20 protein-coding genes are annotated in these 23,977 nt (G+C 63.4%); 16 read left to right on the top strand and 4 right to left on the bottom strand.

The window, feature by feature from the left end; all coding sequences use genetic code 11:
• The 4 genes from ACB033_RS00690 (at nucleotide 1) to ACB033_RS00675 (ending at nucleotide 4,844) form a co-directional block, all read left to right on the top strand.
• Nucleotides 1-369, top strand: coding sequence for a hypothetical protein (locus ACB033_RS00690; protein WP_010633085.1), 369 nt, complete (start codon nucleotides 1-3; stop codon nucleotides 367-369).
• 169 nt (nucleotides 370-538) lie between these two features.
• Nucleotides 539-1,681 carry a hypothetical protein gene (locus tag ACB033_RS00685; protein WP_010633084.1) on the top strand — a complete coding sequence of 381 codons (1,143 nt, stop codon included), beginning with the start codon at nucleotides 539-541 and terminating at the stop codon, nucleotides 1,679-1,681.
• Entirely contained in the window at nucleotides 1,668-2,291 is a 624-nt protein-coding gene (locus ACB033_RS00680; RefSeq protein ID WP_139723845.1) for a hypothetical protein, read from the top strand. The genes ACB033_RS00685 and ACB033_RS00680 overlap by 14 nt, the downstream gene beginning before the upstream one ends.
• A 102-nt stretch (nucleotides 2,292-2,393) precedes the next feature.
• Complete coding sequence (locus tag ACB033_RS00675) at nucleotides 2,394-4,844, top strand: EAL domain-containing protein (protein WP_139723847.1); 2,451 nt, start codon at nucleotides 2,394-2,396, stop codon at nucleotides 4,842-4,844.
• 34 nt (nucleotides 4,845-4,878) lie between these two features.
• On the opposite strand, the gene ACB033_RS00670 is transcribed toward ACB033_RS00675, so the two are convergent.
• The gene (locus tag ACB033_RS00670; protein WP_017779921.1) at nucleotides 4,879-5,178 is read right to left on the bottom strand and encodes a hypothetical protein; all 300 of its coding nucleotides are present in this window, start codon (nucleotides 5,176-5,178) and stop codon (nucleotides 4,879-4,881) included.
• 170 nt (nucleotides 5,179-5,348) lie between these two features.
• On the opposite strand from ACB033_RS00670, the gene acs reads away from it, so the two are divergent.
• From acs to ACB033_RS00635, 7 genes are all read left to right on the top strand, one after another.
• The gene (gene acs, locus ACB033_RS00665; RefSeq protein WP_139723849.1) at nucleotides 5,349-7,295 is read left to right on the top strand and encodes an acetate--CoA ligase; all 1,947 of its coding nucleotides are present in this window, start codon (nucleotides 5,349-5,351) and stop codon (nucleotides 7,293-7,295) included.
• 265 nt (nucleotides 7,296-7,560) lie between these two features.
• Complete coding sequence (aroQ, locus tag ACB033_RS00660; protein ID WP_005298040.1) at nucleotides 7,561-8,010, top strand: type II 3-dehydroquinate dehydratase; 450 nt, start codon at nucleotides 7,561-7,563, stop codon at nucleotides 8,008-8,010.
• 36 nt (nucleotides 8,011-8,046) lie between these two features.
• Complete coding sequence (accB, locus tag ACB033_RS00655) at nucleotides 8,047-8,505, top strand: acetyl-CoA carboxylase biotin carboxyl carrier protein (protein WP_139723851.1); 459 nt, start codon at nucleotides 8,047-8,049, stop codon at nucleotides 8,503-8,505.
• 15 nt (nucleotides 8,506-8,520) lie between these two features.
• Complete coding sequence (accC, locus tag ACB033_RS00650; protein ID WP_005298029.1) at nucleotides 8,521-9,861, top strand: acetyl-CoA carboxylase biotin carboxylase subunit; 1,341 nt, start codon at nucleotides 8,521-8,523, stop codon at nucleotides 9,859-9,861.
• A gap of 79 nt (nucleotides 9,862-9,940) precedes the next feature.
• The gene (locus ACB033_RS00645) at nucleotides 9,941-10,219 is read left to right on the top strand and encodes a YhdT family protein (protein WP_193557953.1); all 279 of its coding nucleotides are present in this window, start codon (nucleotides 9,941-9,943) and stop codon (nucleotides 10,217-10,219) included.
• A complete protein-coding gene (panF, locus tag ACB033_RS00640) occupies nucleotides 10,209-11,687 on the top strand; it encodes a sodium/pantothenate symporter (RefSeq protein ID WP_139723855.1) in 1,479 nt (492 codons plus the stop codon). The genes ACB033_RS00645 and panF overlap by 11 nt, the downstream gene beginning before the upstream one ends.
• A 77-nt stretch (nucleotides 11,688-11,764) precedes the next feature.
• Nucleotides 11,765-13,192 carry a PTS transporter subunit EIIC gene (locus ACB033_RS00635; protein WP_005298024.1) on the top strand — a complete coding sequence of 476 codons (1,428 nt, stop codon included), beginning with the start codon at nucleotides 11,765-11,767 and terminating at the stop codon, nucleotides 13,190-13,192.
• A 2-nt stretch (nucleotides 13,193-13,194) separates the two neighbouring features.
• Here ACB033_RS00635 and ACB033_RS00630 read toward each other — a convergent pair whose 3' ends face one another.
• Complete coding sequence (locus ACB033_RS00630; protein WP_162519780.1) at nucleotides 13,195-14,067, bottom strand: LysR family transcriptional regulator; 873 nt, start codon at nucleotides 14,065-14,067, stop codon at nucleotides 13,195-13,197.
• A gap of 100 nt (nucleotides 14,068-14,167) precedes the next feature.
• Between ACB033_RS00630 and ACB033_RS00625 the strand changes: the two genes are divergently transcribed.
• The 4 genes from ACB033_RS00625 to ACB033_RS00610 all read left to right on the top strand — a co-directional run bounded on the left by ACB033_RS00625 (nucleotide 14,168) and on the right by ACB033_RS00610 (nucleotide 18,487).
• Nucleotides 14,168-15,184, top strand: a complete 1,017-nt coding sequence (locus tag ACB033_RS00625) for a zinc-binding alcohol dehydrogenase family protein (protein ID WP_139723857.1) — start codon at nucleotides 14,168-14,170, stop codon at nucleotides 15,182-15,184.
• Between the two features lie 525 nt (nucleotides 15,185-15,709).
• Nucleotides 15,710-16,588, top strand: a complete 879-nt coding sequence (gene prmA, locus ACB033_RS00620; protein ID WP_010675412.1) for a 50S ribosomal protein L11 methyltransferase — start codon at nucleotides 15,710-15,712, stop codon at nucleotides 16,586-16,588.
• Nucleotides 16,589-16,872: 284 nt separating this feature from the next.
• Nucleotides 16,873-17,850, top strand: coding sequence for a D-2-hydroxyacid dehydrogenase family protein (locus ACB033_RS00615; protein ID WP_371140279.1), 978 nt, complete (start codon nucleotides 16,873-16,875; stop codon nucleotides 17,848-17,850).
• Between the two features lie 73 nt (nucleotides 17,851-17,923).
• On the top strand, nucleotides 17,924-18,487 hold the full coding sequence (locus ACB033_RS00610; RefSeq protein WP_139723861.1) for a sugar O-acetyltransferase: 564 nt from the start codon (nucleotides 17,924-17,926) through the stop codon (nucleotides 18,485-18,487).
• A gap of 649 nt (nucleotides 18,488-19,136) precedes the next feature.
• On the opposite strand, the gene ACB033_RS00605 is transcribed toward ACB033_RS00610, so the two are convergent.
• Nucleotides 19,137-19,685, bottom strand: coding sequence for an NAD(P)H nitroreductase (locus ACB033_RS00605; RefSeq protein ID WP_010633073.1), 549 nt, complete (start codon nucleotides 19,683-19,685; stop codon nucleotides 19,137-19,139).
• A gap of 106 nt (nucleotides 19,686-19,791) precedes the next feature.
• Nucleotides 19,792-21,813: an NADPH-dependent 2,4-dienoyl-CoA reductase gene (locus ACB033_RS00600; RefSeq protein WP_139723862.1), complete on the bottom strand. Its 2,022-nt coding sequence runs from the start codon at nucleotides 21,811-21,813 to the stop codon at nucleotides 19,792-19,794.
• A gap of 310 nt (nucleotides 21,814-22,123) precedes the next feature.
• On the opposite strand from ACB033_RS00600, the gene sppA reads away from it, so the two are divergent.
• Nucleotides 22,124-23,968 carry a signal peptide peptidase SppA gene (gene sppA / locus ACB033_RS00595; protein WP_139723864.1) on the top strand — a complete coding sequence of 615 codons (1,845 nt, stop codon included), beginning with the start codon at nucleotides 22,124-22,126 and terminating at the stop codon, nucleotides 23,966-23,968.
• The last annotated feature ends 9 nt before the right edge of the window (nucleotides 23,969-23,977 follow it).

The following is a 23,977-nucleotide window of genomic DNA, read 5'->3' as shown; positions in this document are numbered from 1 at the left end:
ATGAAGACAGCCCTGCTGCTCATCGCCTGCTGGCTGCTGGCCCTGATCCCGCTGGATCAGGGCATTACTCCCCTCGTCGCCCTGCTGTTCAACCCGGACAGAGAACTCTACGGCACCGCCCAGCTCACCGGCTTTGCCGGCATACTGCTGACGCTCTATCTTGCCAATCTGGGCGTCGAGGTGGTGCTGCGCCGCCGCTTCCAGATAGCGGGCATGCTGGCCCTGCTGGCCTCCTGGATCGATTTCATCAATAGCAGCGGCACCGAGAGCCACTGGTTGCTGCTCTACGCCATGGCGCTGCCGTTTCACGTGGTCGGCTGGCTGGTCCTGGTGCGCGGCATCCAGGCGTTTGGCCGCCAGAAAGGCTGAAAAAGCGCCAAAACTATTACAAATCATGACAGCCCGATCCCCCCGGTTGCCCTTGTGGCAAGGTCAGCGGGGTAATTGCGGGTAACATTCGCTTACATTCAGCTCCCGTTCAGTTTCACGACAACCGCTATAGTGCCGCTCCTTTTCCGACCGATACAGGAGCATCAGCATGCCTCCACAGGATGCGCGCATCACGGGCCTCGATCTGCTGCGAGGGCTCGTCATCTTCATGGCCGTCTTCGAGCACTACACCGGCTACCTCAACTACTGGTACATCGACTTCTTCAATCGGGAGCACGCCCTGTGGGACAGCTTCTACCTCTCCCACAAGGCGATGGCCGGTCAGCTGCTGCCCATGGATCATCTGACGGCCCAGGTGTCGGCCTGGCTCATCCCCTGGGTCAGCCAGATCTACCTGGCGCTGGCCGCCTTCAACCTCAGTCGCCGTGATCAGGCCAGCTTCAGACCGCAGCTGGGCGGCAAGCTGGTGCTGTTCGCCAGCATCATACTGGTGCTCTATGTGGAAGGACTGGTCATCGCCCCCAACTTCGGCGAGGCGATCTCTTTCTATCCGGTGATGCTGTGGATGTGCCTGCTGGCGCTCTTCTCGCTGGTCTACGCCTGGTTCGGCATCCGCGGCATGCTGCTGCTGACCCTGCTCAGCCTGCTGCTGGATCAGCTCGGCGTGCAGGATCTGCTCGGTCACCTCGATGGCTGGATGAAGCTGCATGTGCACCCCGACTACGAGCTGGATGCCCGCCTCGACCTCTTCATGGCCAGCGGCTGCTTCGGCTTCCTCTACGGCTGGTGCTGGCATCAGCGACCCCAATGGCGGGACCGCCTCAACACGCTGGTGCTGACGCTCTCGCTGGTGGCGCTGGCCTGCTATCTCATGTTCGGCGAGAGCAGCACGGTCGAGCTCAGCGACATCTACGCCAACGAGCACGAGCTGGCGATGGACATGATCGGACGTGCCGGCATCTGGGGCATGGAGTTTCTGGTGATCGGGGCCGTGCTCTGGCTGCATCAACGCAACATTCGCCTCTGCTGGCGCCCCCTCAACTGGATCGGCATGTACTCGCTGACCGTCTTCATCTTCCACAAGAGCATCTTCGTACACCTGTGGGGCCCGCTCCTGCTGTGGTGGACCGCCCGCCAGGGCACCATCCTGCCCAACAATTTCGGCCTCATCATGGCGCTCAGCGCCACCAGCGTGCTGCTCATCTACGCCTTCCAGCGTTCCGGCATCATCTGCCATCTGATGGGCATGCATCAGGATCGGGACTGGGTGCGGCTCTATGGCAACAAATAAGCACTGGCTGGTGCTGCTGCTCCTGGCGCTGCCGGTCTGCGCCAAGGAGCTGGCCATCGGCGGTCAGTGGCAGCTGGACAGCAAGCAGGCGGGCAGCGGCAGCAGCGACAGCACCCAGTTCTGGGTCGGTTACGAGCGGGAGACCCAGGTCGGCCTCATCTTCGCCGACGGCCAGAGCGCCGGGGTGGCGCTGCCGCTCTACGACAAGAGCTTTATCGCCCTCGGCGTCAGCCCGATGGAGGTGATCGACCGCACCCGCTTCAGCGCGCTCTGGCGCCTGGGCTGGCAACTGGATGACGATCACCAGCTGACCCTGGGCCAGCTCTATGACGTCAGCGGGCGCTATGGCCAGCTCTGGTACATGGAGCACAGCCTGCCGCTGCCCGCCGGGCTCTCCCTCAATCTCTGGCTGACCCGCGGCAGTCAGGCCCACATGGCCGCCTATGGGGCGAACGAAGGCTTGCGGGACTGGGGGCTCACGCTGGAGCGCGGCTGGTGCTGGCAGAAATGGCGCCTTGGCACCGAGTTCGGCGCCAAGCAGTGGCTCATCAAGGAGCATGACTGGCAACCGGTGATCAACCTCACCCTGAGCTACCACTTCGGAAAATAACCAAATTGGGGGCAAATGAGCCCCCACCTCTTCCCTCTAGTAGGCTTCATGCCATACTGACAACACCTCAAATGACAAAACAGTCAATTCCGGAGTCCCGTGATGGGGAAAGAGCTTTTCGACGCCATGCCCGATCCGCCGCAGGCGGGGCAGTTGAGCGTGAACGAGCTGCAGCAGCTGTTCGAACTGGCCCCGTTTGGCATAGGCATCTTCGATCGCCACTTTCGCTGCCGCAGCGTCAACCAGACCCTGGCCGACCTCAACGGCCTCTCCCGGGAGGAGCACTATGGCCACACCCTGCGGGAAATCGTCCCGGCCCTGGCCCCCGTACTGGAGCCCCTGTTCCAGCAGATCATCAGCAGCGGCGTCCCCCGGGTCGAGCTGAACCTGAGCGGCCATACCGCGGCCCATCAGGGCCAGCAACGCCACTGGCAGGCGATCTACAGCCCCATGCTCGACGAACATGGCGTGCCCGACGGCATTCTCACCATAGTGCGCGACGTGACCGAACAGGTCGAGTCGCAGCGGCGGCTGCAACTGGCCATGAATGCCGGCCGGATCGGAGTGTGGGAGTGGCACGTCAAGGAGGACAGACTGCAGTTTGACGGCCGGGTCGAACAGTTGCTCGGCACCGCCGCCAGCGAGTTTCAGGGGGGAATGGAGCAGTTCATCAAGCGCTTCGACCCTCTCTCTGGCGAGCAGCTCAGGGCGGCGCTCAAGGGCACGGCCCCCATTCATCTCACCCTAGGTTACCTGGGGCCCGATCAGCAGCGAGGCTGGGTCGACATCCATGCCGATCACGTGGCAGCCAGCGAACATCTGGGGCGACGCATCACCGGGGTGATCCACGACGCCACCGATCGCTGCACCCAGGAAGACAAGCTGCGCCAGGCCAACGTGGTGTTCGAAACCGCTGCCGAAGGCATCATCATCATGGATGGCCAGCGCCAGATCATCTCGGTCAACCCGGCCTTCTGCAGCATGACCCAGTACGAGGAGGACGAGGTCGTCGGCAAGTCACCGGAAGCCATCATGCACCCGCGCCGCCACACCGACATCGACTACCCCTGGCACACCCTGCTGCCCGGCAGCCACGCCTGGCATGGCGAGATGATGTGCCTGCGCAAGGATGGTGGCTACTTCACCTCCTGGCAGCATGTCAGCGCCGTCCACGACAGCCGCCACAACACCACCAACTATGTCATCGCCTTCTCCGACATCAGCGCCATTCGCAAGGCCGAGGCACAGCTCAATCACCTCGCCTATCACGATCCCCTGACCGAGCTCGGCAACCGCAACCTGCTGCAGGAGCGGCTTGAGCTGGAGATCAAGACCGCCCACCTCAACCGGCAGCAGCTCGCCTTGCTGTTTATCGATCTGGACGGCTTCAAGCTGATCAACGACACCTTGGGCCATCGGGCCGGGGACGAGCTGCTCAAGCTGCTGGCCGAGCGCATTCGCCGACTGCTGCACCACAACGACGTGGCGGCCCGGCTGGGGGGCGACGAGTTTCTGGTGCTGATCCCCTACTTCGAGCAGCCGGAGGAGCTGGCCAGGCTCGCCGAGCAGCTGCTGGCCCGCCTGCGCGAACCGGTCGAGCTGGATCACGAGCGGGTGGCCGTCTCCGCCAGCATCGGCATCGCCCTCTATCCGGAACACGCCACCACCCCGGACACCCTGGTCAGTGCCGCCGACAGTGCCATGTACGAGGCGAAGAACCAGGGCCGCAACGGTTACCTCTTCTATACCCCGGACATGACGGAGCAGACACGGGAGCGACTGAGCATGGAGCAGGGGCTGTTCCAGGCCATCGAGCAGCAGCAGCTCTGCATCCTCTATCAACCCATGACGGATCTGGCCAGCAACCAGCTGAGCGGGCTGGAAGCCCTGCTGCGCTGGCAGCACCCCAGCGAGGGCATGATAGGGCCGACCCGCTTCATTCCGGTGGCCGAGGAGTGCGGCCTTATTGAGCAGATTGGGGAGTGGGTGATGCGTACCGCCTGCCAGCAGGGGCAAGCCTGGCTGGCCGCAGGGCTGGCGGTGCCCAGACTGTCGGTCAATGTGTCGGTACGGGAGATGCGCTCGGCAGGTTACGTGGAGCGGGTCGCCGCCATCCTGGCCGAGACCGGTTTTCCGCCGCAGCGGCTGGAGATAGAGGTCACCGAGAGCATCATCCAGCGGGTCGACCAGAGTCTGCAGCTGTTCAAGCGGCTGAAGGAGCTGGGGGTGCAGATCGCCATCGACGATTTTGGCACCGGCTTCTCATCCCTGAGCCTGCTGAAAAGCCTGCCCATCGATCGGATCAAGATAGACAAGACCTTCGTGCAGGCGCTGCCCGATGACAAGCACAGCCGGGAGCTGTGCCGCACCATCGTCAACCTGGCCGACAGCCTGGGCATGATGGTGACCGCCGAAGGGATAGAGACCCAGGCCCAGCGCCAGTTTCTGCAATCCCTCCACTGTCAGGAGGGGCAGGGCTATCTGTTCAGCCATCCGCTGGCCGAGCCCCATCTGGCGGCGCAGCTGGCAGCGGGCAGGAATCACTGGTGCTGACCCCCGCGCCAGGGGGGTGACAGCCGCTGCCGGCTCAATCGTTGAAGGTCAGCCTGGCATCCCACCCTTCGTCCTGCTGCCGGCGTGACTCTTCCAGCAAGGAGTCCTGCGGATAGGAGGACTTTTTCTCCCCGAGGGTGACGGACACCGGCGGCTTGCGCGCCAGCCATGCCTCGCTCAGCTGGCCGCTGATGTGATCCCGCAGTGAGGGTGAATCGGGCTGTGTCGGTGTCAGTTCAAGACCATTGGCATGGGGAGCGGCCAATGCGGCCTCATCGGTGGCCTTCGGGGCCTCGAACTGCCAGAGGGAGGAGCAAAGAAGCAGGGTCAACACGGGGGCTGTCTCCATCGGTAAAAGCGACGTTTTACCCAATCGGCGATGAATTGTCATCGACGCGACTGTAAGCGGATGTTGCCATCTATCCAAAAGTCTAATTGCCCTCCCCTGCCAAAGGTATAAGTTGTTATCCAATCATTACAAAAATGTATTCAAAGGAGTGACACATGAGCGAGAGCAAGGTCTACCCGGTCAAAGCCCACATCAGCCAGGGCGCCCTGCTGGACAAGGCGGGGTATGAGGCCATGTACCAGTCCTCGGTGCAGAACCCGGATGCCTTCTGGGGCGAGCAGGGCAAGATCCTCGACTGGATGAAGCCCTATACCCGGGTCAAGAACACCTCCTACGATCCGGGCCACGTCTCCATCAAGTGGTATGAAGATGGCCTGCTCAACGTCTCTGCCAACTGCCTGGATCGCCATCTGAGCGAGCGCGGCGACAAGGTCGCCATCATCTGGGAAGGGGACAACCCGGCCGAGGATCGCAAGCTCACCTATCGCGAGCTGCACACCGAGGTGTGCAAGTTTGCCAACGTCTTGAAGGCACAAGGGGTGCATCGCGGCGACGTGGTCTGCCTCTACATGCCCATGGTGCCGGAAGCGGCCATCGCCATGCTGGCCTGTACCCGCATCGGTGCCGTGCACAGCATCGTCTTCGGCGGTTTCTCGCCAGAAGCCCTGGCCGGTCGCATCATCGACTCCGGCTCCACCATCGTCGTCACCGCCGATGAGGGGCTGCGTGGTGGCCGCCCGGTGCCGCTCAAGAAGAACGTGGATGAAGCGCTCACCAACCCGGAGACCAAGGTCAGCAAGGTGATCGTGCTCAAACGTACCGGCGGCAACATCGCCTGGCACAACCACCGCGATCTGTGGTGGCATGAGGCAACGGCTGCCGTCAGCAGCGACTGCCCGCCGGAGGCGATGGGTGCCGAAGACCCGCTGTTCATCCTCTACACCTCCGGCTCCACCGGCAAGCCCAAGGGGGTGCTGCACACCACCGGCGGCTATCTGGTCTATGCCACCCTCACCTTCAAGTACATCTTCGACTACCACGAGGAGGACATCTACTGGTGTACCGCAGACGTGGGCTGGGTCACCGGCCACTCCTACCTGGTCTACGGGCCACTCGCCAACGGCGCCACCACCATCATGTTCGAAGGGGTGCCCAACTACCCGGCGACCAACCGCATGAGCCAGGTGGTGGACAAGCACCAGGTCACCATCCTCTACACCGCCCCCACCGCCATCCGCGCGCTGATGGCCAAGGGCAACGAGGCCGTTGAGGGTACCTCCCGTTCGAGCCTGCGCATCATGGGCTCGGTGGGCGAGCCCATCAACCCGGAAGCCTGGGAGTGGTACTACCGCACCATAGGCGACGAGCGTTGCCCCATCGTCGACACCTGGTGGCAGACCGAGACCGGCGGCATCCTCATCAGCCCGCTGCCCGGCGTCACCGATCTCAAGCCAGGCTCGGCCACCCGCCCCTTCTTCGGCGTGCAGCCGGCGCTGGTGGACAACATGGGCGAGCCGCTGGAGGGGGCCACCGAGGGCAACCTGGTGATCACCGACTCCTGGCCGGGCCAGATGCGCACCGTATTCGGCGATCACGAGCGCTTCGAGCAGACCTACTTCTCCACCTTCCCCGGCCGCTACTTCACCGGCGACGGTGTCCGTCGCGACGAGGATGGCTACTACTGGATCACCGGCCGGGTGGATGATGTACTGAACGTCTCCGGCCACCGCATGGGCACCGCCGAGATCGAATCCGCGCTGGTGGCTCATCCCAAGATCGCCGAAGCGGCTGTGGTGGGAGTACCGCACGAAATCAAGGGCCAGGGCATCTATGCCTATGTCACCCTGATCGCCGGCGAAGAGCCGAGCCGGGAGCTGCACAAGGAGGTGAAGGAGTGGGTCCGCAAGGAGATCGGCGCCATCGCCACCCCGGACGTGATCCACTGGGCCGAGGGGCTGCCCAAGACCCGTTCCGGCAAGATCATGCGGCGCATTCTGCGCAAGATCGCCACCGGCGAGACCGACAGCCTGGGGGATATCTCCACCCTGGCGGATCCGGGCGTAGTGGACAAACTCATTCGCGAGAAGTCCGAAGCCGCCTGATCCCGTCTGCCTTTTGCCTCCAAAGCCGGCCCTGTGCCGGCTTTGTCATTCCTGCTAGTGAGTGTTTTGACAGTCGACCGAATAGAGCAAAAAACAGACAGATGTAGAGATTAGACCAGTAAAATGCTGCTAATTTTCACGAAATCAATATAATTGCGAAATCTGTGTGCCAGTGCACACCGATTTGAGCAGAAAATGGCTAGATTTCTGGTAGTCCACAAGATAGCTGACAGATAGCAGCATTATCATCGAGGATGTACTCAATATGTCGCAAAAACACCGAATTCTCCTGCTCAACGGGCCGAACCTGAACCTGCTGGGCAAACGGGAACCGGGCATCTACGGCAGCAAGACGCTCGATGAGATCGTCGCCGATCTGACGCTAAGTGCCGGCGAACTCGGGGTCACACTGGAACACCTGCAATCCAACGCCGAACACGAGCTGGTCGGCCGCATCCACCAGGCCATGGGTCAGGTGGACTTCATCATCATCAATCCGGCCGCCTTCACCCACACCAGTGTCGCCATCCGCGATGCGCTGCTGGGTGTGGCCATCCCCTTTATCGAGGTTCACCTGTCCAACGTCCACGCCAGGGAACCCTTCCGTCATCACTCCTATCTGTCTGATGTCGCCAAGGGGGTCATTTGTGGGCTGGGGGCCGATGGCTACCAATTCGCTTTAACCGCGGCCGTGCACCAGTTGCGCGCGGCTTGATAATCACTGATCAGATAAAGAAGAAAGAGAATGCTAATGGATATCCGCAAAATCAAGAAGCTGATTGAACTGGTTGAAGAGTCCGGCATCGCCGAACTGGAGATCTCCGAAGGTGAAGAGTCCGTTCGCATCAGCCGCAACTTCTCCGGTCAGGTGACCGCTGCTCCGCAGATGATCATGCCGCAGGTTGCTGCTCCGGTAGCCGCTTCTGTCGCCGCCGCCCCGGCCGCCGCAGCACCGGCTGCCGACGCCACCCCGGCCGGTCACCTGATGCGCTCCCCCATGGTCGGTTCCTTCTACCGCTCTTCCAGCCCGGAAGCCAAGCCGTTCGTGGAAGTGGGCCAGCACGTCAATGTCGGCGATACCCTGTGCATCGTCGAAGCCATGAAAATGATGAACCAAATCGAATCCGACAAGGCCGGCGTGATCAAAGCGATCCTGGTTGAAAATGGTCAGGCCGTCGAATTCGACGAGCCGCTGTTCATCATCGAATAAGGGAAATCGCCACCCATGTTGGACAAAGTAGTCATCGCCAACCGCGGTGAAATTGCCCTGCGGATCCTGCGCGCCTGCAAAGAGCTCGGGATCAAGACAGTGGCCGTTCACTCCACCGCCGACCGGGAGCTCAAGCATGTGCTGCTGGCCGACGAAACCATCTGTATCGGCAAACCGGCCAGTACCGACTCCTACCTCAACGTGCCGGCGATCATCGCCGCCGCCGAGGTGACCGGTGCCGTTGCCATTCACCCCGGCTACGGCTTCCTCTCCGAGAACGCCGACTTTGCCGAAGTGGTCGAGAAATCCGGCTTCGTCTTCATCGGCCCGCGCGCCGAGACCATTCGCCTGATGGGTGACAAGGTCTCCGCCATCGAGGCGATGAAGAAGGCGGGCGTACCCTGCGTACCGGGCTCCGACGGTCCGGTTGACAGCGATGCCAAGCACAACGCCGCCATTGCCAAGCGCATCGGCTACCCGGTGATCATCAAGGCCGCCGGTGGCGGTGGTGGTCGCGGCATGCGCGTGGTGCGCAGCGAAGCCGAGCTGGCTGCCGCCATCGCGCTGACCAAGTCCGAAGCAGGCCAGTTCTTCAAGAACGACATGGTCTACATGGAGAAGTACCTGGAGAACCCGCGCCACATCGAGATCCAGGTGCTGGCAGACGGCCAGGGCAACGCCCTCTATCTGGGCGAGCGCGACTGCTCCATGCAGCGTCGCCACCAGAAGGTGGTCGAAGAGGCACCGGCGCCGGGCATCACCGCCGAGATGCGCAAGTTCATCGGTGAACGCTGCGTGCGCGCCTGTATCGAGATCGGCTACCGCGGTGCGGGTACTTTCGAGTTCCTGTACGAAAACGGCGAGTTCTATTTCATCGAGATGAACACCCGGATCCAGGTAGAGCACCCGGTTACCGAGATGGTCACCGGCGTCGACCTCATCAAGGAGCAGCTGCGCATCGCCGCCGGCCAGCCCCTGTCGATCACCCAGCAGGACATCCGCATCCGTGGCCACGCCATCGAGTGCCGGATCAACGCCGAAGACCCGGCCACCTTCATGCCGTCTCCGGGCCTGATCCAGCGCTTCCACGCGCCGGGTGGTCTGGGCGTGCGTTGGGACTCCCACATCTACGCCGGCTACAAGGTGCCGCCCTACTACGACTCCATGATCGGCAAGCTGATCTGTTACGGTGAAAACCGCGACGTCGCCATTGCCCGCATGCGTCAGGCGCTGGACGAGCTGGTGGTGGAAGGGATCAAGACCAACGTCTCCCTGCAAAAAGAGATCATGAAGGACGAAAACTTCCAGCACGGTGGTACCAATATCCACTACCTGCACAAGAAGCTGGGTCTGTAAGACTCGCGTCCGCGGATCTTCTGCTGAAAAAGGGCCATGGCGACATGGCCCTTTTTTGTTATCCTTGCGCCCCTCGAAATTGTCGGAGGCCAAGGTGAACCGTTTTGCGCTCGCTCGTCGGGAAGCAGCACTCTGCCTGCTGCTGACCCTGCTCTACTTCCTTGCCTGGTATGGCACGGCCTATTTCATCCCCGAAGAGATCGAATTCTGGGATATGCCGCTCTGGTTCCTGCTCAGCTGCATGGTGATGCCGCTGCTGTTCATCGTGCTGTGCGGCCTGATGGTGGATCGCCTGTTCGTGGACATTCCCCTCGACTCCCAGCCCCTCGATGACAAGGAGCCTCCCCATGAATCTTGAGCTGCTGCTGCCGCTGTGCATCTATCTGGTGCTGGTGCTGGGGGTCGGTTTCTGGGCCAGCCGCCACCGGGTGGGCGGTGACTTCGTGCAGGAGTACTTCATCGGCAACCGCAGCATGGGCGGCCTGGTGCTGGCCATGACCCTGGTGGCCACTTACACCTCGGCCTCCTCCTTTATCGGCGGGCCGGGGGCCGCCTACAAGATTGGTCTGGGCTGGGTGCTGCTGGCGATGATCCAGCTGCCCACCGTCTGGCTCACCCTGGGGGTGCTTGGCAAGAAGTTCGCCATCATAGCCCGCCGGGTCAATGCGGTGACCATCAACGACATGCTGTGGGCCCGCTACCAGAGCAGGGCCGTGGTGGTGCTGGGCTCGGTCACCATCATCCTCGCCTTCATCGCCACCATGGTGGTGCAGTTCATCGGCGGCGCCCGCCTGCTGGAGACCGCCACCGGCCTCTCTTACCAGCAGGGACTCTTGCTGTTTGCCGGCTGCGTGCTGCTCTACACGGTGATCGGCGGCTTTCGCGCCGTGGTGATGACGGATGCGCTGCAGGGGATCATCATGCTGATCGGCACCGGCGCCCTGCTGGCGGGGATCCTGATCGCGGGGGATGGTTTGCCCAACCTCATCCACCAGCTCAAGGCGATCGATCCCAAGCTGGTGAGCCCGCAGGGGGCCGGCGACATGCTGACCCAGCCCTTCATGCTGAGCTTCTGGGTACTGGTCTGCGTCGGGGTGGTGGGGCTGCCCCACTCGGCCCTGCGCTGTTTTGGCTATCGCGACAGCAAGGCGCTGCATCGCGGCATCCTGATCGGCACCGTCGTCAGCGCCTTCCTGATGTTCGGCATGCACCTGGCCGGCGCGCTGGGCCGCGCCATCCTGCCCGGCATGGACAGCCCGGACAAGATCATGCCCTCCCTGATGATGGAAGTGCTGCCCCCCTGGCTGGCCGGGGTCTTCCTGGCGGCCCCCATGGCGGCCATCATGTCCACCATCGACTCCCAGCTGATCCAGGCCTCCGCCACGCTGGTGAAGGATCTCTACCTCAACTACCTGAACCCGGAGAAGGCCGGCCAGGAGAAGCTGGAGGTACGGGTGCCGCGCCTCTCCCTGCTCTGCACCCTGATCCTGGGTACCCTGGTGCTGCTGGCGGCGCTGCAGCCTCCCGAGATGATCATCTGGCTCAACCTGCTCGCCTTTGGCGGCCTGCAGGCGGTGTTCCTCTGGCCGCTGGTGCTCGGCCTCTACTGGTCACGGGCCAACGGCCCGGGCGCCCTGGCCAGCATGGTGTGCGGCATCCTCTGCTACGCCGTCCTGAGCCAGTGGGAGATCAAGCTGGCCGGCCTGCACGCCATAGTGCCGAGCCTGGCGCTGGGGCTGATCGCCTTCGTGCTGGTCAGCCTGCTCACCCCGGCTCCGAGCCAGAGCGTGCGGCGGCTCTTCGAACCTTGTTCAGCAATGGATTAATAAAGGGTTCCGAAACTATCCCAAAATGGGTGCTTTAAGGGTAAACTGTGCGCCATGTCACAAAACAGTGCGCCCTTATGCCCGTCCAGAACGCCAGACAGATCCTGACCCAAGCCCTGCAGCGACTCGGTTACGCCCTGTTGCTGCCGGTCTCCATCCTGCCGCTGGCGGCCCTGCTCTATCGGCTCGGCCAGCCGGATGTGCTGGATCTGGCGGTGCTCTCCCTCACCGGTCGCGCCCTGTTCAGCCAGATGCCGCTCATCTATGCGGTGGCCATCGCTTTCGGGCTGAGCCGCCAGGGCGAGGGGAGCCAGGCGCTGGCCGGGGCGGTCAACTTCCTGCTGCTGAGCTCGGCGCTCGGCACCCTGGCCCCCGGCCTGCACAGCGACATGATCTGCGGCCTGCTGGCGGGATTGACCACTGCCATCGTCTACCCCTGGCTCAAGCGCCACCCCATGCCCCACTGGCTGCGGCTGGTCAATGGCGATTTCACCAGCCTGCTCGCCTCGGCACTGGCCTGCCTGCTGCTGGCCTTCCCCCTCGCGCTGCTCTGGCCACTGCTGGAGCAGGGCATCACCCTGCTCGCCTCCGAGCTGCTCACCACCCCGCTCGGCGCCTTCTGCTATGGCGTGCTGAACCGGCTGCTGATCCCGCTCGGCCTGCACCAGGTGCTGGGCAGCCTCATCGGGCTGGGGGAGAGCAACCTGCAGGCGCTGGCCAGCGCCCAGCCGCTGCACGAAGGCTATGTGGCCGGGCTCTACCCCATCATCATGTTCGGCCTGCCTGGCGCCTGTTTCGCCATCTGGCTGCACCGCCAGCGCATGCAGCGACTGCCGCAAGGGGGGCTGCTGCTCACCCTGGCGCTCACCTCGGCGCTGGTGGGGATCACCGAGCCCATCGAGTTCCTGTTCGCCTTCACCGCCCCCTGGCTGTTTCTGGCCCACGCCCTGCTGACCGGCCTGTCGCTCGCCACCTGCAGTGCGCTCGGCATCAAGGTGGGCAGTTACTTCTCCGCCGGCCTGCTGGATCTGGTGCTGAGCTACCACGCCGGCGAGCACAGCTTCTGGCTCATTCCGGTCGGCATCCTGTTCTTCGTCGCCTACACCTTGCTGTTCTACCAGCTGCTGGAGCGCACGCCCCTCAGCCTGCCGAGCAAGCCCATCGCCCCGGAACACCCGCGCCTGGCGAGCGTCGCCCCCTCCGATCCCCAGATGCTGGCGATCCAGTACCTCAAGGTGCTGGGGGGCATGGACAACCTGCAGGCGATGAGCGTCTGCCTGACCCGCCTCAGCCTGCGGGTACGCGACATCTCGCTGGTGGATCAATCCCGCCTGCTGGGGCTGGGCTGCCTCTCCTGGATCCAGCTCAACGACCATCAGCTGGTGCTGGTGCTGGGCCCCAACGCCAGCCTCATTGAAGGGCAGATCCGCATGCTGGCGGAGCGCCAGTCGGTGCCACTCGGCCTCAAGCCCAATCAGGAGTCGGCCGGCCAGAGCGGCTGGTAGCCTCAGGCAAACGGCAACCGCTCGGCCACAAAGTCCATCAGGCTGCGCAGGGCGGGCGCCAGGTGCTCCCGGCTCGGGTAGATGAGATAGAAGGGATTGGGCGGCACGGCGAGCTCGGGCAATACCCTCTGCAAGCGGCCACTCGCCAGATCCCCTTCGCAGACGTGATGGGGCAGCAGGGCAATTCCCCCCTCGTTGATGGCCAGCTCCCGCAGCGCCAGCAGGCTGTTGCTGATGCAGGCCCCCTGCGGCCGCCAGCCCCCCTCCTGCAGCGGCCACACCGGCAACGACGTGTGCACCAGGCAGGCGTATCGACCCAGCTCGCTCAGCTGTTGCGGCATGCCGTGGGCCGCCAGATAGGCGGGGGCCGCCACCAAGTACCGCGGCACCTGACCGATGCGCCGGCAGATGAGGCTGGAGTCTTTCAGCGGCGCCGCCCGTAGCGCCAGATCGTAACCCTCCCCCACCAGATCGAGCTGCTCATCACAGAGGGTCAGCTCCAGCACCACCTCGGGATAGAGGGCCCGAAACTCGGCCAGGATCCGGCCGAGCAGCAGGGTGCCAGTGGCCTCCGGCGCGGTGATCCGCACCCGGCCGGCCGGGGCCGCGCGCAGCCGCGCCATCGCCAGATTGGCGCTGCGGGCCAGCGCCAGCAGCGCCCGGCACTGCTCCACATAGACCTCTCCCTGCGGGGTCAGGCTCAGCCGGCGGGTGGTGCGCTGCAACAGGCGCACCCCGAGCTGGGATTCGAGCCGCGAGATCTTCTGGCTGACCGAGGATTTGGGCATGCCAAGCAGCTCGGCCGCGCCGGTAAAACTGCCCTGCTCCACCACGGTGGCAAACAGCCCCATCAGCTCCAGTTCGACATTGTTCATATATTCAAACAGTCTTTACCAATTACCCATCTTAATCTGAATAATCAACCAGACTAGAGTGGCTGGCAATCCCCATCCAACCGATTTGAAAGGAACTGCCATGAAAGCCATCGCCCTGACCCACTATCTGCCGAGCGATCATCCCGACTGCTTCATCGAGGCCAATCTGGCCGACCCGACACCGGGCCCGCGCGACTTGCTGGTGCGGGTCAAGGCCACCTCCATCAACCCGGTCGACACCAAGGTGCGCGCCCCCAAGGCCAAGGTCGAGAGCAGCCCGCGGGTACTGGGCTGGGACGCCGTGGGCGAGGTGATCGCCGTCGGCCGCGAGGTGACCCTGTTCAAGGCGGGCGACCGGGTCTGGTATGCCGGCGACATCAGCCGCCCCGGCAGCAACAGCGCCCTGCAACTGGTGGATGAGCGCATCGCCGCCCTCGCCCCAGCCAGCCTGAGCTACCTGGAAGCGGCCGCCCTGCCGCTCACCGCCATCACCGCCTGGGAGACCCTGTTTGAGCGCATGAGCCTCAGCCGCGAGAGCCGCGGACGACTGCTCATCATCGGCGGCGCCGGCGGGGTCGGCTCCATCGCTATCCAGCTGGCCCGCCAGCTCACCGGCATGGAGGTGATCGCCACTGCCTCGCGCCCCGAAACCCGGGCCTGGTGCCTGCAGATGGGGGCCCATCAGGTGGTGAGCCATCACCAGTTGCAGGAGGAGCTCACCGCCCTCGGCATCAACCAGGTGGACGCCATCTTCTGCACCAATGCCACCGAGCAGCACTGGGATGCCATGGCCAGCCTCATCAGCCCGTTCGGCCATATCTGCACCATCGCCGAATCGAGCGAGCCCTGGGATCTCTCCCTGCTCAAGAGCAAGAGCGTCACCTTCAGCCAGGAGTTCATGTTTACCCGCTCCCTGTTCCAGACCCCGGACATGATTGAGCAGCACAACCTGTTGGGGCTGGTTGCCGCCCTGGTGGATCAGGGCGTGATCAAGAGCACCCTCAGCAAGGTGGTACCCGAGCTGACCCCGACGACCCTGGCTCAGGCCCATGCCGAGGTGGAAGCCGGCCGCATGGTGGGCAAGCTGGTGATCGACATGAGCCGGTTCGGCAACTAATCCCTTATGGGTAAAAACTGCACCATCATGGGGTGAACTCACCAGTGACAAGCCCCATCACTGCACAGCTCACATCAGGCAACAGACAGTCACCACGCAGCTTCACCATAAAAAAGCCAAAAAAAGGGGCCATCCCGCCGGGATGGCCCTAAATACCTGAACGTTGGGGTAACAATCACACACATATCCTTATGCAGGACCTCTGAACCTTTGCAGCTAGTGTGCCAATCCCGCCCCCCTCCCCGCTTGCTTGCTACATTTTGCCCTGCCACCGTGGCCTGCCGCCCCTGCCGCCTCGCAGGCAAAAAAAAAGCCACCCGAAGGTGGCTGAAAAAGATGACGGAACTTTCCTAGAGCAAAGCATTCAGCGGGAACAGGTTGCTTCCCGTCACCCAATGAGGAATACATGAACCGTGCCAACTCGGCAAAGTCCGCCTCCTCCACCACACTGCATGGGCAAACCACGACAGCACACGCCCATGATGATAGAATCCCGCGGTTTCACATTTATGAAGAGTCGACGCCATGCCCTGGATACAAATTCGAATCAACGCCACCGCCAAGACGGCGGACAAGGTGAGCAACATGCTGCTGGGGCGTGGTGCCCAGGCGGTGACCTTTATGGATGCCAAGGATGTGCCCGTCTATGAACCCATGCCGGGCGAGACCCCGCTGTGGGGCGAGACCGAAGTGATGGGGCTGTTTGACGCCGAAACCGATCCGGCCCCCACCATCGCCTTCTTCCAGCAGATCTTCGGCGAAGACGTGGGCTACAAGGTGGAGCAGCTGGAAGACAAGGACTGGGTGCGCGAGTGGATGGATCACTTCCACCCCATGCAGTTCGGCGAACGCCTGTGGATCTGCCCGAGCTGGCGCGACGTGCCGAACCCGGATGCGGTCAACGTCATGCTGGACCCGGGTCTGGCCTTCGGTACCGGTACCCACCCCACCACGGCGCTCTGCCTGCAGTGGCTGGACGGGCTGGATCTGGCTGGCAAGACAGTGGTCGACTTTGGTTGCGGCTCCGGCATCCTCGGCATCGCAGCGCTGAAACTCGGGGCCGCCCGGGTCATCGGCATCGACATCGATCCGCAGGCCATCCAGGCCAGCCGTGACAACGCCGAGCGCAATGGCGTCGCCGATCAGATCGAGCTCTACCTGCCGGCGGATCAGCCGCAAGATGTCGAAGCGGACGTGGTGGTCGCCAACATCCTGGCCGGCCCGCTGCGCGAGCTGGCGCCGCTTATCGCCGGCCACGGCAAGGCGGGCAGCCTGATGGCCCTGTCCGGCGTGCTGGAAAGCCAGGCGCCGGAGCTGGAGACCATCTACGGCCAGTGGTTCGAGATGGACCCGACCGCCGTCAAGGAAGAGTGGTGCCGCCTCTCCGGCCGTAAACTCGGCTGATAAGCAACAAGCCACGGCGGCTGCCAACCCATCGGCCGCAAACTCGGCTGATAAGCAACAAGCCACGGCGGCTGCCAACCCATCGGCCGCAAACTCGGCTAAGCGGCACTTGCCAAACTATCAACGGGGCTCCCACACGGGAGCCTCGTCTGTTTTCGGCCCGCCGGCGGCAGCCGCTTCTTCGCTGATTCCACCACCCAGCGCCATCCATGCTCATTTGACCACACAGCTCACCCCGTTTCCGGTAGGATAGGCCGCCAGTCCCCCTGCGACACGGAGTGCTTATGCGGATTGCCATACTGGATGACTATCAGGATCAGGTGCGTCATCTGCCCTGCTTTACCCGCCTGGCGGGCCACGACGTCACCATTCTCACCCGAAGCGAACCTGACCCCGAGCGCCTTGCCGCCAAGCTGGCAGGGGTGGAGGCGCTGGTGCTCATCCGTGAGCGCACCCGCATCGACGAAGCCTTGCTGCGCAGGCTCCCCTCCCTTCGGCTCATCAGCCAGACCGGCAAGATCAGCCAGCATATCGACCCCCTCTTGTGTCAGCGCCACGGGGTGGCCGTCGCCGAAGGCATCGGCAGCCCGGTGGCGCCCGCCGAGCTCTGCTGGGCCCTCATCATGGCGGCCTCCCGCCACCTCCCGGCCTATTGTCATGCCCTCGCCCAGGGGCAGTGGCAGCAATCCGGCACACTGGGGCTGGGGCGTACCTTGCAGGGGCTGACGCTCGGCATCTGGGGCTACGGCAAGATTGGCAGGCTGGTGGCCAGTTACGGCCGGGCCTTTGGCATGTCGGTGCTGATCTGGGGCAGCGAGGGCTCCCGCCGACAGGCCGAGCAGGATGGCCATGCCAGCGCCTGTGACAAGGAGAGCTTCTTTCGCGAGGCCGACATCCTCTCTTTGCATCTGCGCCTGAACGAGGCCACCCGAGGCTGCGTGACCCGCGCCGATCTTGCGCGGATGAAAGCGGACTCCCTGCTGGTCAACGTCAGTCGGGCGGAGCTTGTCGAGCCCGGCGCCCTTTATGCCGAACTCGCCGCCAACCCGACCCGGCGCGCAGCCCTCGACGTGTTCGACGCAGAGCCCGCCACGGCGCAGAGCGAGCCTTTGCTGCGCCTGCCCAATGTGCTGGCGACGCCTCATCTTGGCTATGTGGAGCGCAACAGCTACCAACGCTACTTTCAGGCCGCCTTTGACAACCTGATTGCCTTTGCCGAGGGCAGGCCGACCAATCTGGTGCTGCCCGTAGCGGGCCGCTGATCACGGTTATCCGGCGACCGGGCCGCTAGCATGTGTAACCCAGGCGCCACAAAGACAAGCCACAGGAGCTCCCATGACCGAGTACGACAAGATGATCACCAGCCAGCCTTACAACTGCATGGCACCGGAACTGGATCTGTTGCGCCGGGAGACGGCCCGCCTGTACCGCCGCTTCAATCGCAGCGACGAGGAGGATGAACAGCTGGCGCTGCTGCAGCAGATTGTCGGCGAGCTGGCCCAGGGTGCCTTTATCTGCCCGCCCCTCTACTGCACCTATGGCCGCCACATTCATCTTGGCGAGCGCAGCTACATCAACATGGGGGCCACCCTGCTGGACAACGCCCCCATTCGCATCGGCGCCGAGGTGATGATAGGGCCGAACGTGCAGATCTACACCGCCGCCCATGCGCTGGACGCCGATGAACGGATCCAGGGGGTGGAGACCGCGCTGCCGGTCACCATCGAGGACAGGGTCTGGATCGGTGGCGGCGCCATTCTGCTGCCCGGCGTCACCATAGGGCGGGAGGCCATCGTGGGCGCCGGAGCCGTGGTCACCAAAGACGTGCCGGCCGGCGCCCGGGTGGTGGGCAACCCGGCCCGCGTGCTGCCCGCCAAAGGCAAGACGCCGGTAAGCTAGCGGCGCGCGCCGGGCGCTACGGAATTAAGGGGATCGGCGCCTGAAAAGCGCGGATAAAAATGAAGCCCAATGTCATCAAGACCATGATGGTCTGTAAAAAGGTGACCTTTCCGGTCCTAGGAAGTTGAGAGTACCGGTACCTAAAAAATGCCCATAAAAATGAAGGCCAACGCCATCAAGACCATGATGGCCTGTAAAAAGGTGACCTTTCCGGTCCTAGGAGGTTGAGGGTACCGGTACCTAAAAAACGCCCAAAAAAATGAAGCCCAATGTCATCAAGACCATGATGGTCTGTAAAAAGGTGACCTTTCCGGTCCTAGGAGGTTGAGGGTAGAGGTACCTAAAAAGCGCCCAAAAAAATGAAGCCCAATGTCATCAAGACGTTGGGCTGTAAAAAGGTGCTACGGAATTGCGACTCTCATCGCAGAAAATTAGAAGGGGTCACCTTCTAAACTGGCATAGGGATATTAACGAGGCGCAAACGTTTTACATAGCGTAATAAACCAGGATTGAGAACGGCATCTCACTATTTAAAAAATTCCCTGCCAGCCACGGCCTCCCTCTTGGCAATTTTTCATTTATCAGTACAGCCTGTCGTCAGAAACAAAAAAGCCCTTACAAGTCAGGGCTTTATAGACAGTTCATCAGACTAGAAGCGACGCACGAACTCGCTCACCGGCAGCTCGCGCAGCTTGCGGGCCTCCAGCATGGGGGTGCCGAGGTAGAGGAAGCCCACCAGCTGATCGTCTGTGCCAAGGCCAAGGCCGGCCTGGATCTGCTCGTCAAAGATAAACCAGCCGGAGCGCCAGATGCCGTTGAAGCCCTGGGCCTGGGCCGCCATCTGCATCGCCATCAGGGCGCAGCCGGCGGAGAGCTCCTGCTCCAGCCGCGGCACCTTGGGGTGCTCCTGATGGCGGGTCGCCACCGCGATCACCAGGGGCGCGCGCAGCGGAGCTTCCCGGCACTTCTTGATGCTCTCTTCATCCTCACCGCGGCTACGGGCGGCTTCCGCCAAAAGGGTGCCCAACCGCTCGCGGCCCTCCCCTTCGAACAGGATGAACTGCCAGGGGGTCAGGGTGCCGTGATCCGGCGCCCGCAGCCCGGCCTTGAGGATATTGTCGAGTACCTCTCCGGCGGGAGCCGGCTCGGCCAGACGGCCACAGGAGTGGCGGTTGAGTAACAGGTGGAGGGCATCCATGAGCAGTTCCTTGTCAGGGGCTATGATGGCGCTACCTTAGCACAGCACCAGATGAAGAAAACCCCTGAGCCTCAGGGGTTTGTCGCAATACATGGCGGCCCGTCGACTAGATGACCGCCGCCAGCTCGGCCCCCTGGCGGATGGCGCGCTTGGCATCCAGCTCGGCGGCCACATCGGCGCCGCCGATGATATGTACCGGCTTGCCCGCCGCCTGCAGACCGGCCTGCAGCTCCTTGAGCGGCTCCTGGCCGGCGCAGATGATCACCTGATCCACCGGCAGGCACTGCTGCTGGTCGCCCACCCGGATGTGAAGCCCCTCGTCGTCGATGCGCAGATACTGCACGCCGGAGAGCATCTCCACCTTGCGGTTCTTCAAGACGGTGCGGTGGATCCAGCCAGTGGTCTTGCCCAGGCCATCGCCCACCTTGCTCTCCTTGCGCTGGAGCAGCCAGATCTGGCGCTCGGGGGCGTCGATCACCGGGGTCGTCAGACCGCCGCGCTCGCCGAGCTGCTTGTCGATGCCCCACTCCTTGAGCCAGTGATCCCGGCTCTGGCCCCCATCCGCCCGTTTTTCCACCAGATATTCGGCCACGTCGAAGCCGATGCCGCCGGCGCCGATCACCGCCACCTTCTCGCCCACCGGCTTGTGATCCCGCAGCACGTCCAGGTAACTCAGCACCTTGGGATGCTCGATACCCGGAATGTTGGGGGTGCGCGGGCGGATACCGGTGGCGAGGATCACCTCGTCAAAGCCGCCGCCAAGCAAGCTCTCGGCACTCTGGCGCTGGCCCAGATAGAGCTCGACGCCGCACTTTTCCAGCCGCTTGGCAAAGTAGCGCAGGGTTTCGTGAAACTCCTCCTTGCCCGGGATCTGCTTGGCAAAGTTGAACTGACCGCCGATTTCGCTGGCCTGATCGAACAGGCTCACCTGATGGCCACGCTCGGCGGCGTAGCAGGCAAACGCCAGCCCGGCGGGGCCGGCCCCCACTACCGCCAGCTTCTTGGGCTGGGGCACCCGGCCGAAGTTGAGTTCGGTCTCGAAGCAGGCGCGCGGATTGACCAGGCAGGAGGCCCGCTTCTGCTTGAAGATGTGGTCGAGGCAGGCTTGGTTGCAGGCGATGCAGGTGTTGATCTCGTCCGCCCGGTTCTCGGCGGCCTTGATGACAAATTCAGGGTCGGCCAGGAAGGGGCGCGCCATGGAGACCATATCCGCCTCGCCGCCCGCCAGAATGCGCTCGGCTACCTCCGGGGTGTTGATGCGGTTGGTGGTGATAAGCGGCACCTTGAGGTGTTTTTTCAGCTCCGCCGTCACCCAGCTGAAGGCGCCGCGCGGCACGCTGGTGGCGATGGTGGGAATGCGCGCCTCGTGCCAGCCGATGCCGGTGTTGATGAGAGTGACCCCCACCTGCTCCAGCGCCTTGCCGAGCGCAATCACCTCTTCCAGGGTCGAGCCCTGCTCCACCAGATCCAGCATGGAGAGGCGGAAGATGATGATGAAATCCGGCCCGACCCGCTCGCGGATGGCGCGGACAATCTCCACCGGGAAGCGCATGCGGTTTTCGCTGCTGCCACCCCAGCCGTCGGTGCGCTTGTTGGTGCGCTCGCAGATGAACTGGTTGATGAGGTAGCCTTCCGAGCCCATCACCTCGACCCCGTCGTAGCCCGCGCTCCTGGCCAGTTGCGCGGTGGAGGCGAAGTCGCGGATGGTGCCGCGGATCTGCCGTTCGCTCATGGCGCGCGGCTTGAACGGAGAGATGGGGGCCTTGAGGGCACTCGGCGCCAGGCTGAACGGATGATAGGCGTAGCGGCCGGCATGGAGGATCTGCAGCGCTATCTTGCCCCCTTCCTGATGCACCGCACTGGTCACCTTCTTGTGCTTGGCCACCTGCCAGGGAAAGCTCAGCTGGGAGCCGTTGGGCACCAGCCGACCGCGCAGGTTGGGGGCGATGCCGCCGGTCACGATGAGGCCGACCCCGCCCCGGGCCCGCTCGCCATAGAAGGCGGCTAGCTTGTCAAAGCCCCCCTTCTCCTCTTCGAGGCCGGTGTGCATGGATCCCATCAACACGCGGTTGCGCAGCTGGGTAAAGCCCAGATCGAGGGGGGTCAGCAGGGTCGGGTAACGGCTCATCATGAACTCCTTTTCGGGGCCGGGCTGGATGGCACCACGCCCATCCCCCACCGTCCGGACTCAGGCCTGGAACAAGGCGGCAGCATGGGTGGGCGGCTCACAGGGCCTCCAGTTAATTTTTTGTTATCAAACCGAGGCTAGAGTAAAGAATCAAAAATGCTTTTTCAAACAAATGTTTGGACAATTTTTCGGCGAACAGACGTGTTCCGAACTCACCGGCTCCGATCCTCTCCAAGCGGAAATGGCATTTCACCGGCCAACTGGTTAATAATGGCGCTTCCCTCCCCATTAACAGGGCGATAACGCGACTATGTCTATTTTCAAAGGTCTGGGTTGGCTGTTTCGCAGCCTGTGGCGCCTGCTCAATTTCACCCGGCTGATGCTGGTCAATCTGCTGTTTCTCGTCGTGGTCTTGATCATCGTCTTCAGCGTCAGCCAGAAAGAGGCCCCCAGCGCCCCCATCGAAGGGGCTCTCACCCTCAATCTCGCCGGCGTGCTGGTGGAACAGCGCTCGCAGACCGATCCCACGGTGCAGCTGCTGCGCCAGGTGGACAACAGCGACGAGCTGCCCAGCGAGATTGTCCTCTCCGATCTGCTGTGGGCCATCAAGAACGCCAAGGATGACGATCGCATCAAGGCGCTGGTGATCAAGCCCCAGGGACTGCAGGGCACCAGCTTCTCCAAACTGCAGGAGGTGGCGAACGCCATCGATGCATTCAAGGAGAGCGGCAAGCCGGTCATCGCCATGGCCGACTTCTACACCCAGGGCCAGTACCTGCTGGCCGCCCACGCCGATCACGTGCTGCTCAACCAGAGCGGCGCCGTGGTGATCGAGGGGCTCGGCGTCTACCAGACCTACTACAAGTCGGCGCTGGAGAAGCTCAACATCACCCCGCACGTGTTCAAGGTCGGTACCTACAAGTCTTTCGTCGAACCCTATACCCGCGACGAGATGTCCCCCGAGAGCAAGGAGGCAAACCAGCGCTGGCTGGATCAGCTGTGGCAATCCTATGTGACCGACGTGGCCGAGCAGCGTGAAATCGAACCGGACGCCGTGGCACCGGGCAAGGATCGCTTCCTCGAGCTGCTGCGCAAGGCCGGCGGCAACGCCGCCAACTACGCCCTCGACAACGGCCTGGTGGACCAGTTGGCGACCCGCGACGAGATGACCCAGGCGGTGATCAAGGAAGTGGGCGAGAGCGATGACCACGGCTGGAAGGGGGTTGGCCTCAAGGAGTACCTGGCCGCCATTCCGAGCCAGTATCCCCAGAGCGGCAAGGATGAAGTAGGTCTCATCGTCGCCAGCGGCGCCATCATGGATGGTGTCCAGCCTGCCGGCACCATAGGCGGTGACAGCCTCTCCGATCTGCTGGCCGATGCACGCCGCGATGACAAGGTGAAGGCCGTGGTGCTGCGGGTCGACAGCCCAGGCGGCAGCGCCTTCGCCGCCGAGCAGATCCGCGCCGAGCTGCTGGCCCTCAAGCAGGCCGGCAAGCCGGTGGTGATCTCCATGGGCAGCTACGCCGCCTCCGGCGGCTACTGGATTTCCGCCGATGCGGACAAGATCTTCGCCTCCCCCACCACCCTCACCGGCTCCATCGGGGTGTTCGGCATGTTCGCCACCATCGACAAGGCGCTCTCCCAGTTCGGGGTGCACACCGACGGTGTCGGCACCACCGACTATGTCGGCGTCGGCCTGACCCGCGCTCTGCCGGAACACGTCGGTCAGGCGATCCAGCTGAGCGTGGAAGATACCTATCAGCGCTTCGTCGGTCTGGTGAGCAAGGGCCGCGGCCTGAGCCCGGAAGAGACAGAGAAAGCGGCCGAGGGCCGGGTCTGGACCGGTCAGGATGCCAAGGCGTTGGGCCTGGTGGACGAGTTTGGCGATCAGGAGGCGGCCATCAAGGCGGCAGCCGAGCTGGCCAACCTCAAGGAGTGGCAGGTCGCCCCCATCGAGCAGGAAGAGTCGGCCAAGGACAAGTTCCTGCGCCAGCTGTTCGACAGCAGCGCCCAGGTGCTGGCTTCGCACCTGCAGAGCTGGCTGCCGGCAGGCCTTGGCAAGGCGCTGGTGGAGGTGAACCGCAGCCTGGACCCGCTGACCCGCTTCAACGATCCGCAGGGCACCTACGCCCTCTGCCCGGTCTGCACACCCTGATCGGCAACC

Origin of the sequence: Aeromonas sp. S15(2024) (assembly GCF_041402265.1) — a bacterium.
GTDB classification, from domain to species: Bacteria; Pseudomonadota; Gammaproteobacteria; order Enterobacterales; family Aeromonadaceae; genus Aeromonas; species Aeromonas dhakensis.
The sequence above is the reverse complement of the archived record's forward strand: the minus strand, read 5'-3'. Positions and strand labels throughout refer to the sequence as shown.

What these genes read in the sequence shown, in the direction of transcription:
- ACB033_RS00630 (WP_162519780.1), bottom strand. Translation starts at nt 14,067, where the DNA reads ATGAACAATGTCGAACTGGAGCTGATGGGGCTGTTTGCCACCGTGGTG.
- ACB033_RS00680 (WP_139723845.1), top strand. Translation starts at nt 1,668, where the DNA reads ATGGCAACAAATAAGCACTGGCTGGTGCTGCTGCTCCTGGCGCTGCCG.
- ACB033_RS00625 (WP_139723857.1), top strand. Translation starts at nt 14,168, where the DNA reads ATGAAAGCCATCGCCCTGACCCACTATCTGCCGAGCGATCATCCCGAC.
- panF (WP_139723855.1), top strand. Translation starts at nt 10,209, where the DNA reads ATGAATCTTGAGCTGCTGCTGCCGCTGTGCATCTATCTGGTGCTGGTG.
- prmA (WP_010675412.1), top strand. Translation starts at nt 15,710, where the DNA reads ATGCCCTGGATACAAATTCGAATCAACGCCACCGCCAAGACGGCGGAC.
- ACB033_RS00615 (WP_371140279.1), top strand. Translation starts at nt 16,873, where the DNA reads ATGCGGATTGCCATACTGGATGACTATCAGGATCAGGTGCGTCATCTG.
- ACB033_RS00610 (WP_139723861.1), top strand. Translation starts at nt 17,924, where the DNA reads ATGACCGAGTACGACAAGATGATCACCAGCCAGCCTTACAACTGCATG.
- ACB033_RS00690 (WP_010633085.1), top strand. Translation starts at nt 1, where the DNA reads ATGAAGACAGCCCTGCTGCTCATCGCCTGCTGGCTGCTGGCCCTGATC.
- accC (WP_005298029.1), top strand. Translation starts at nt 8,521, where the DNA reads ATGTTGGACAAAGTAGTCATCGCCAACCGCGGTGAAATTGCCCTGCGG.
- ACB033_RS00605 (WP_010633073.1), bottom strand. Translation starts at nt 19,685, where the DNA reads ATGGATGCCCTCCACCTGTTACTCAACCGCCACTCCTGTGGCCGTCTG.
- aroQ (WP_005298040.1), top strand. Translation starts at nt 7,561, where the DNA reads ATGTCGCAAAAACACCGAATTCTCCTGCTCAACGGGCCGAACCTGAAC.
- sppA (WP_139723864.1), top strand. Translation starts at nt 22,124, where the DNA reads ATGTCTATTTTCAAAGGTCTGGGTTGGCTGTTTCGCAGCCTGTGGCGC.
- ACB033_RS00685 (WP_010633084.1), top strand. Translation starts at nt 539, where the DNA reads ATGCCTCCACAGGATGCGCGCATCACGGGCCTCGATCTGCTGCGAGGG.
- ACB033_RS00675 (WP_139723847.1), top strand. Translation starts at nt 2,394, where the DNA reads ATGGGGAAAGAGCTTTTCGACGCCATGCCCGATCCGCCGCAGGCGGGG.
- ACB033_RS00600 (WP_139723862.1), bottom strand. Translation starts at nt 21,813, where the DNA reads ATGAGCCGTTACCCGACCCTGCTGACCCCCCTCGATCTGGGCTTTACC.
- ACB033_RS00635 (WP_005298024.1), top strand. Translation starts at nt 11,765, where the DNA reads ATGCCCGTCCAGAACGCCAGACAGATCCTGACCCAAGCCCTGCAGCGA.
- accB (WP_139723851.1), top strand. Translation starts at nt 8,047, where the DNA reads ATGGATATCCGCAAAATCAAGAAGCTGATTGAACTGGTTGAAGAGTCC.
- acs (WP_139723849.1), top strand. Translation starts at nt 5,349, where the DNA reads ATGAGCGAGAGCAAGGTCTACCCGGTCAAAGCCCACATCAGCCAGGGC.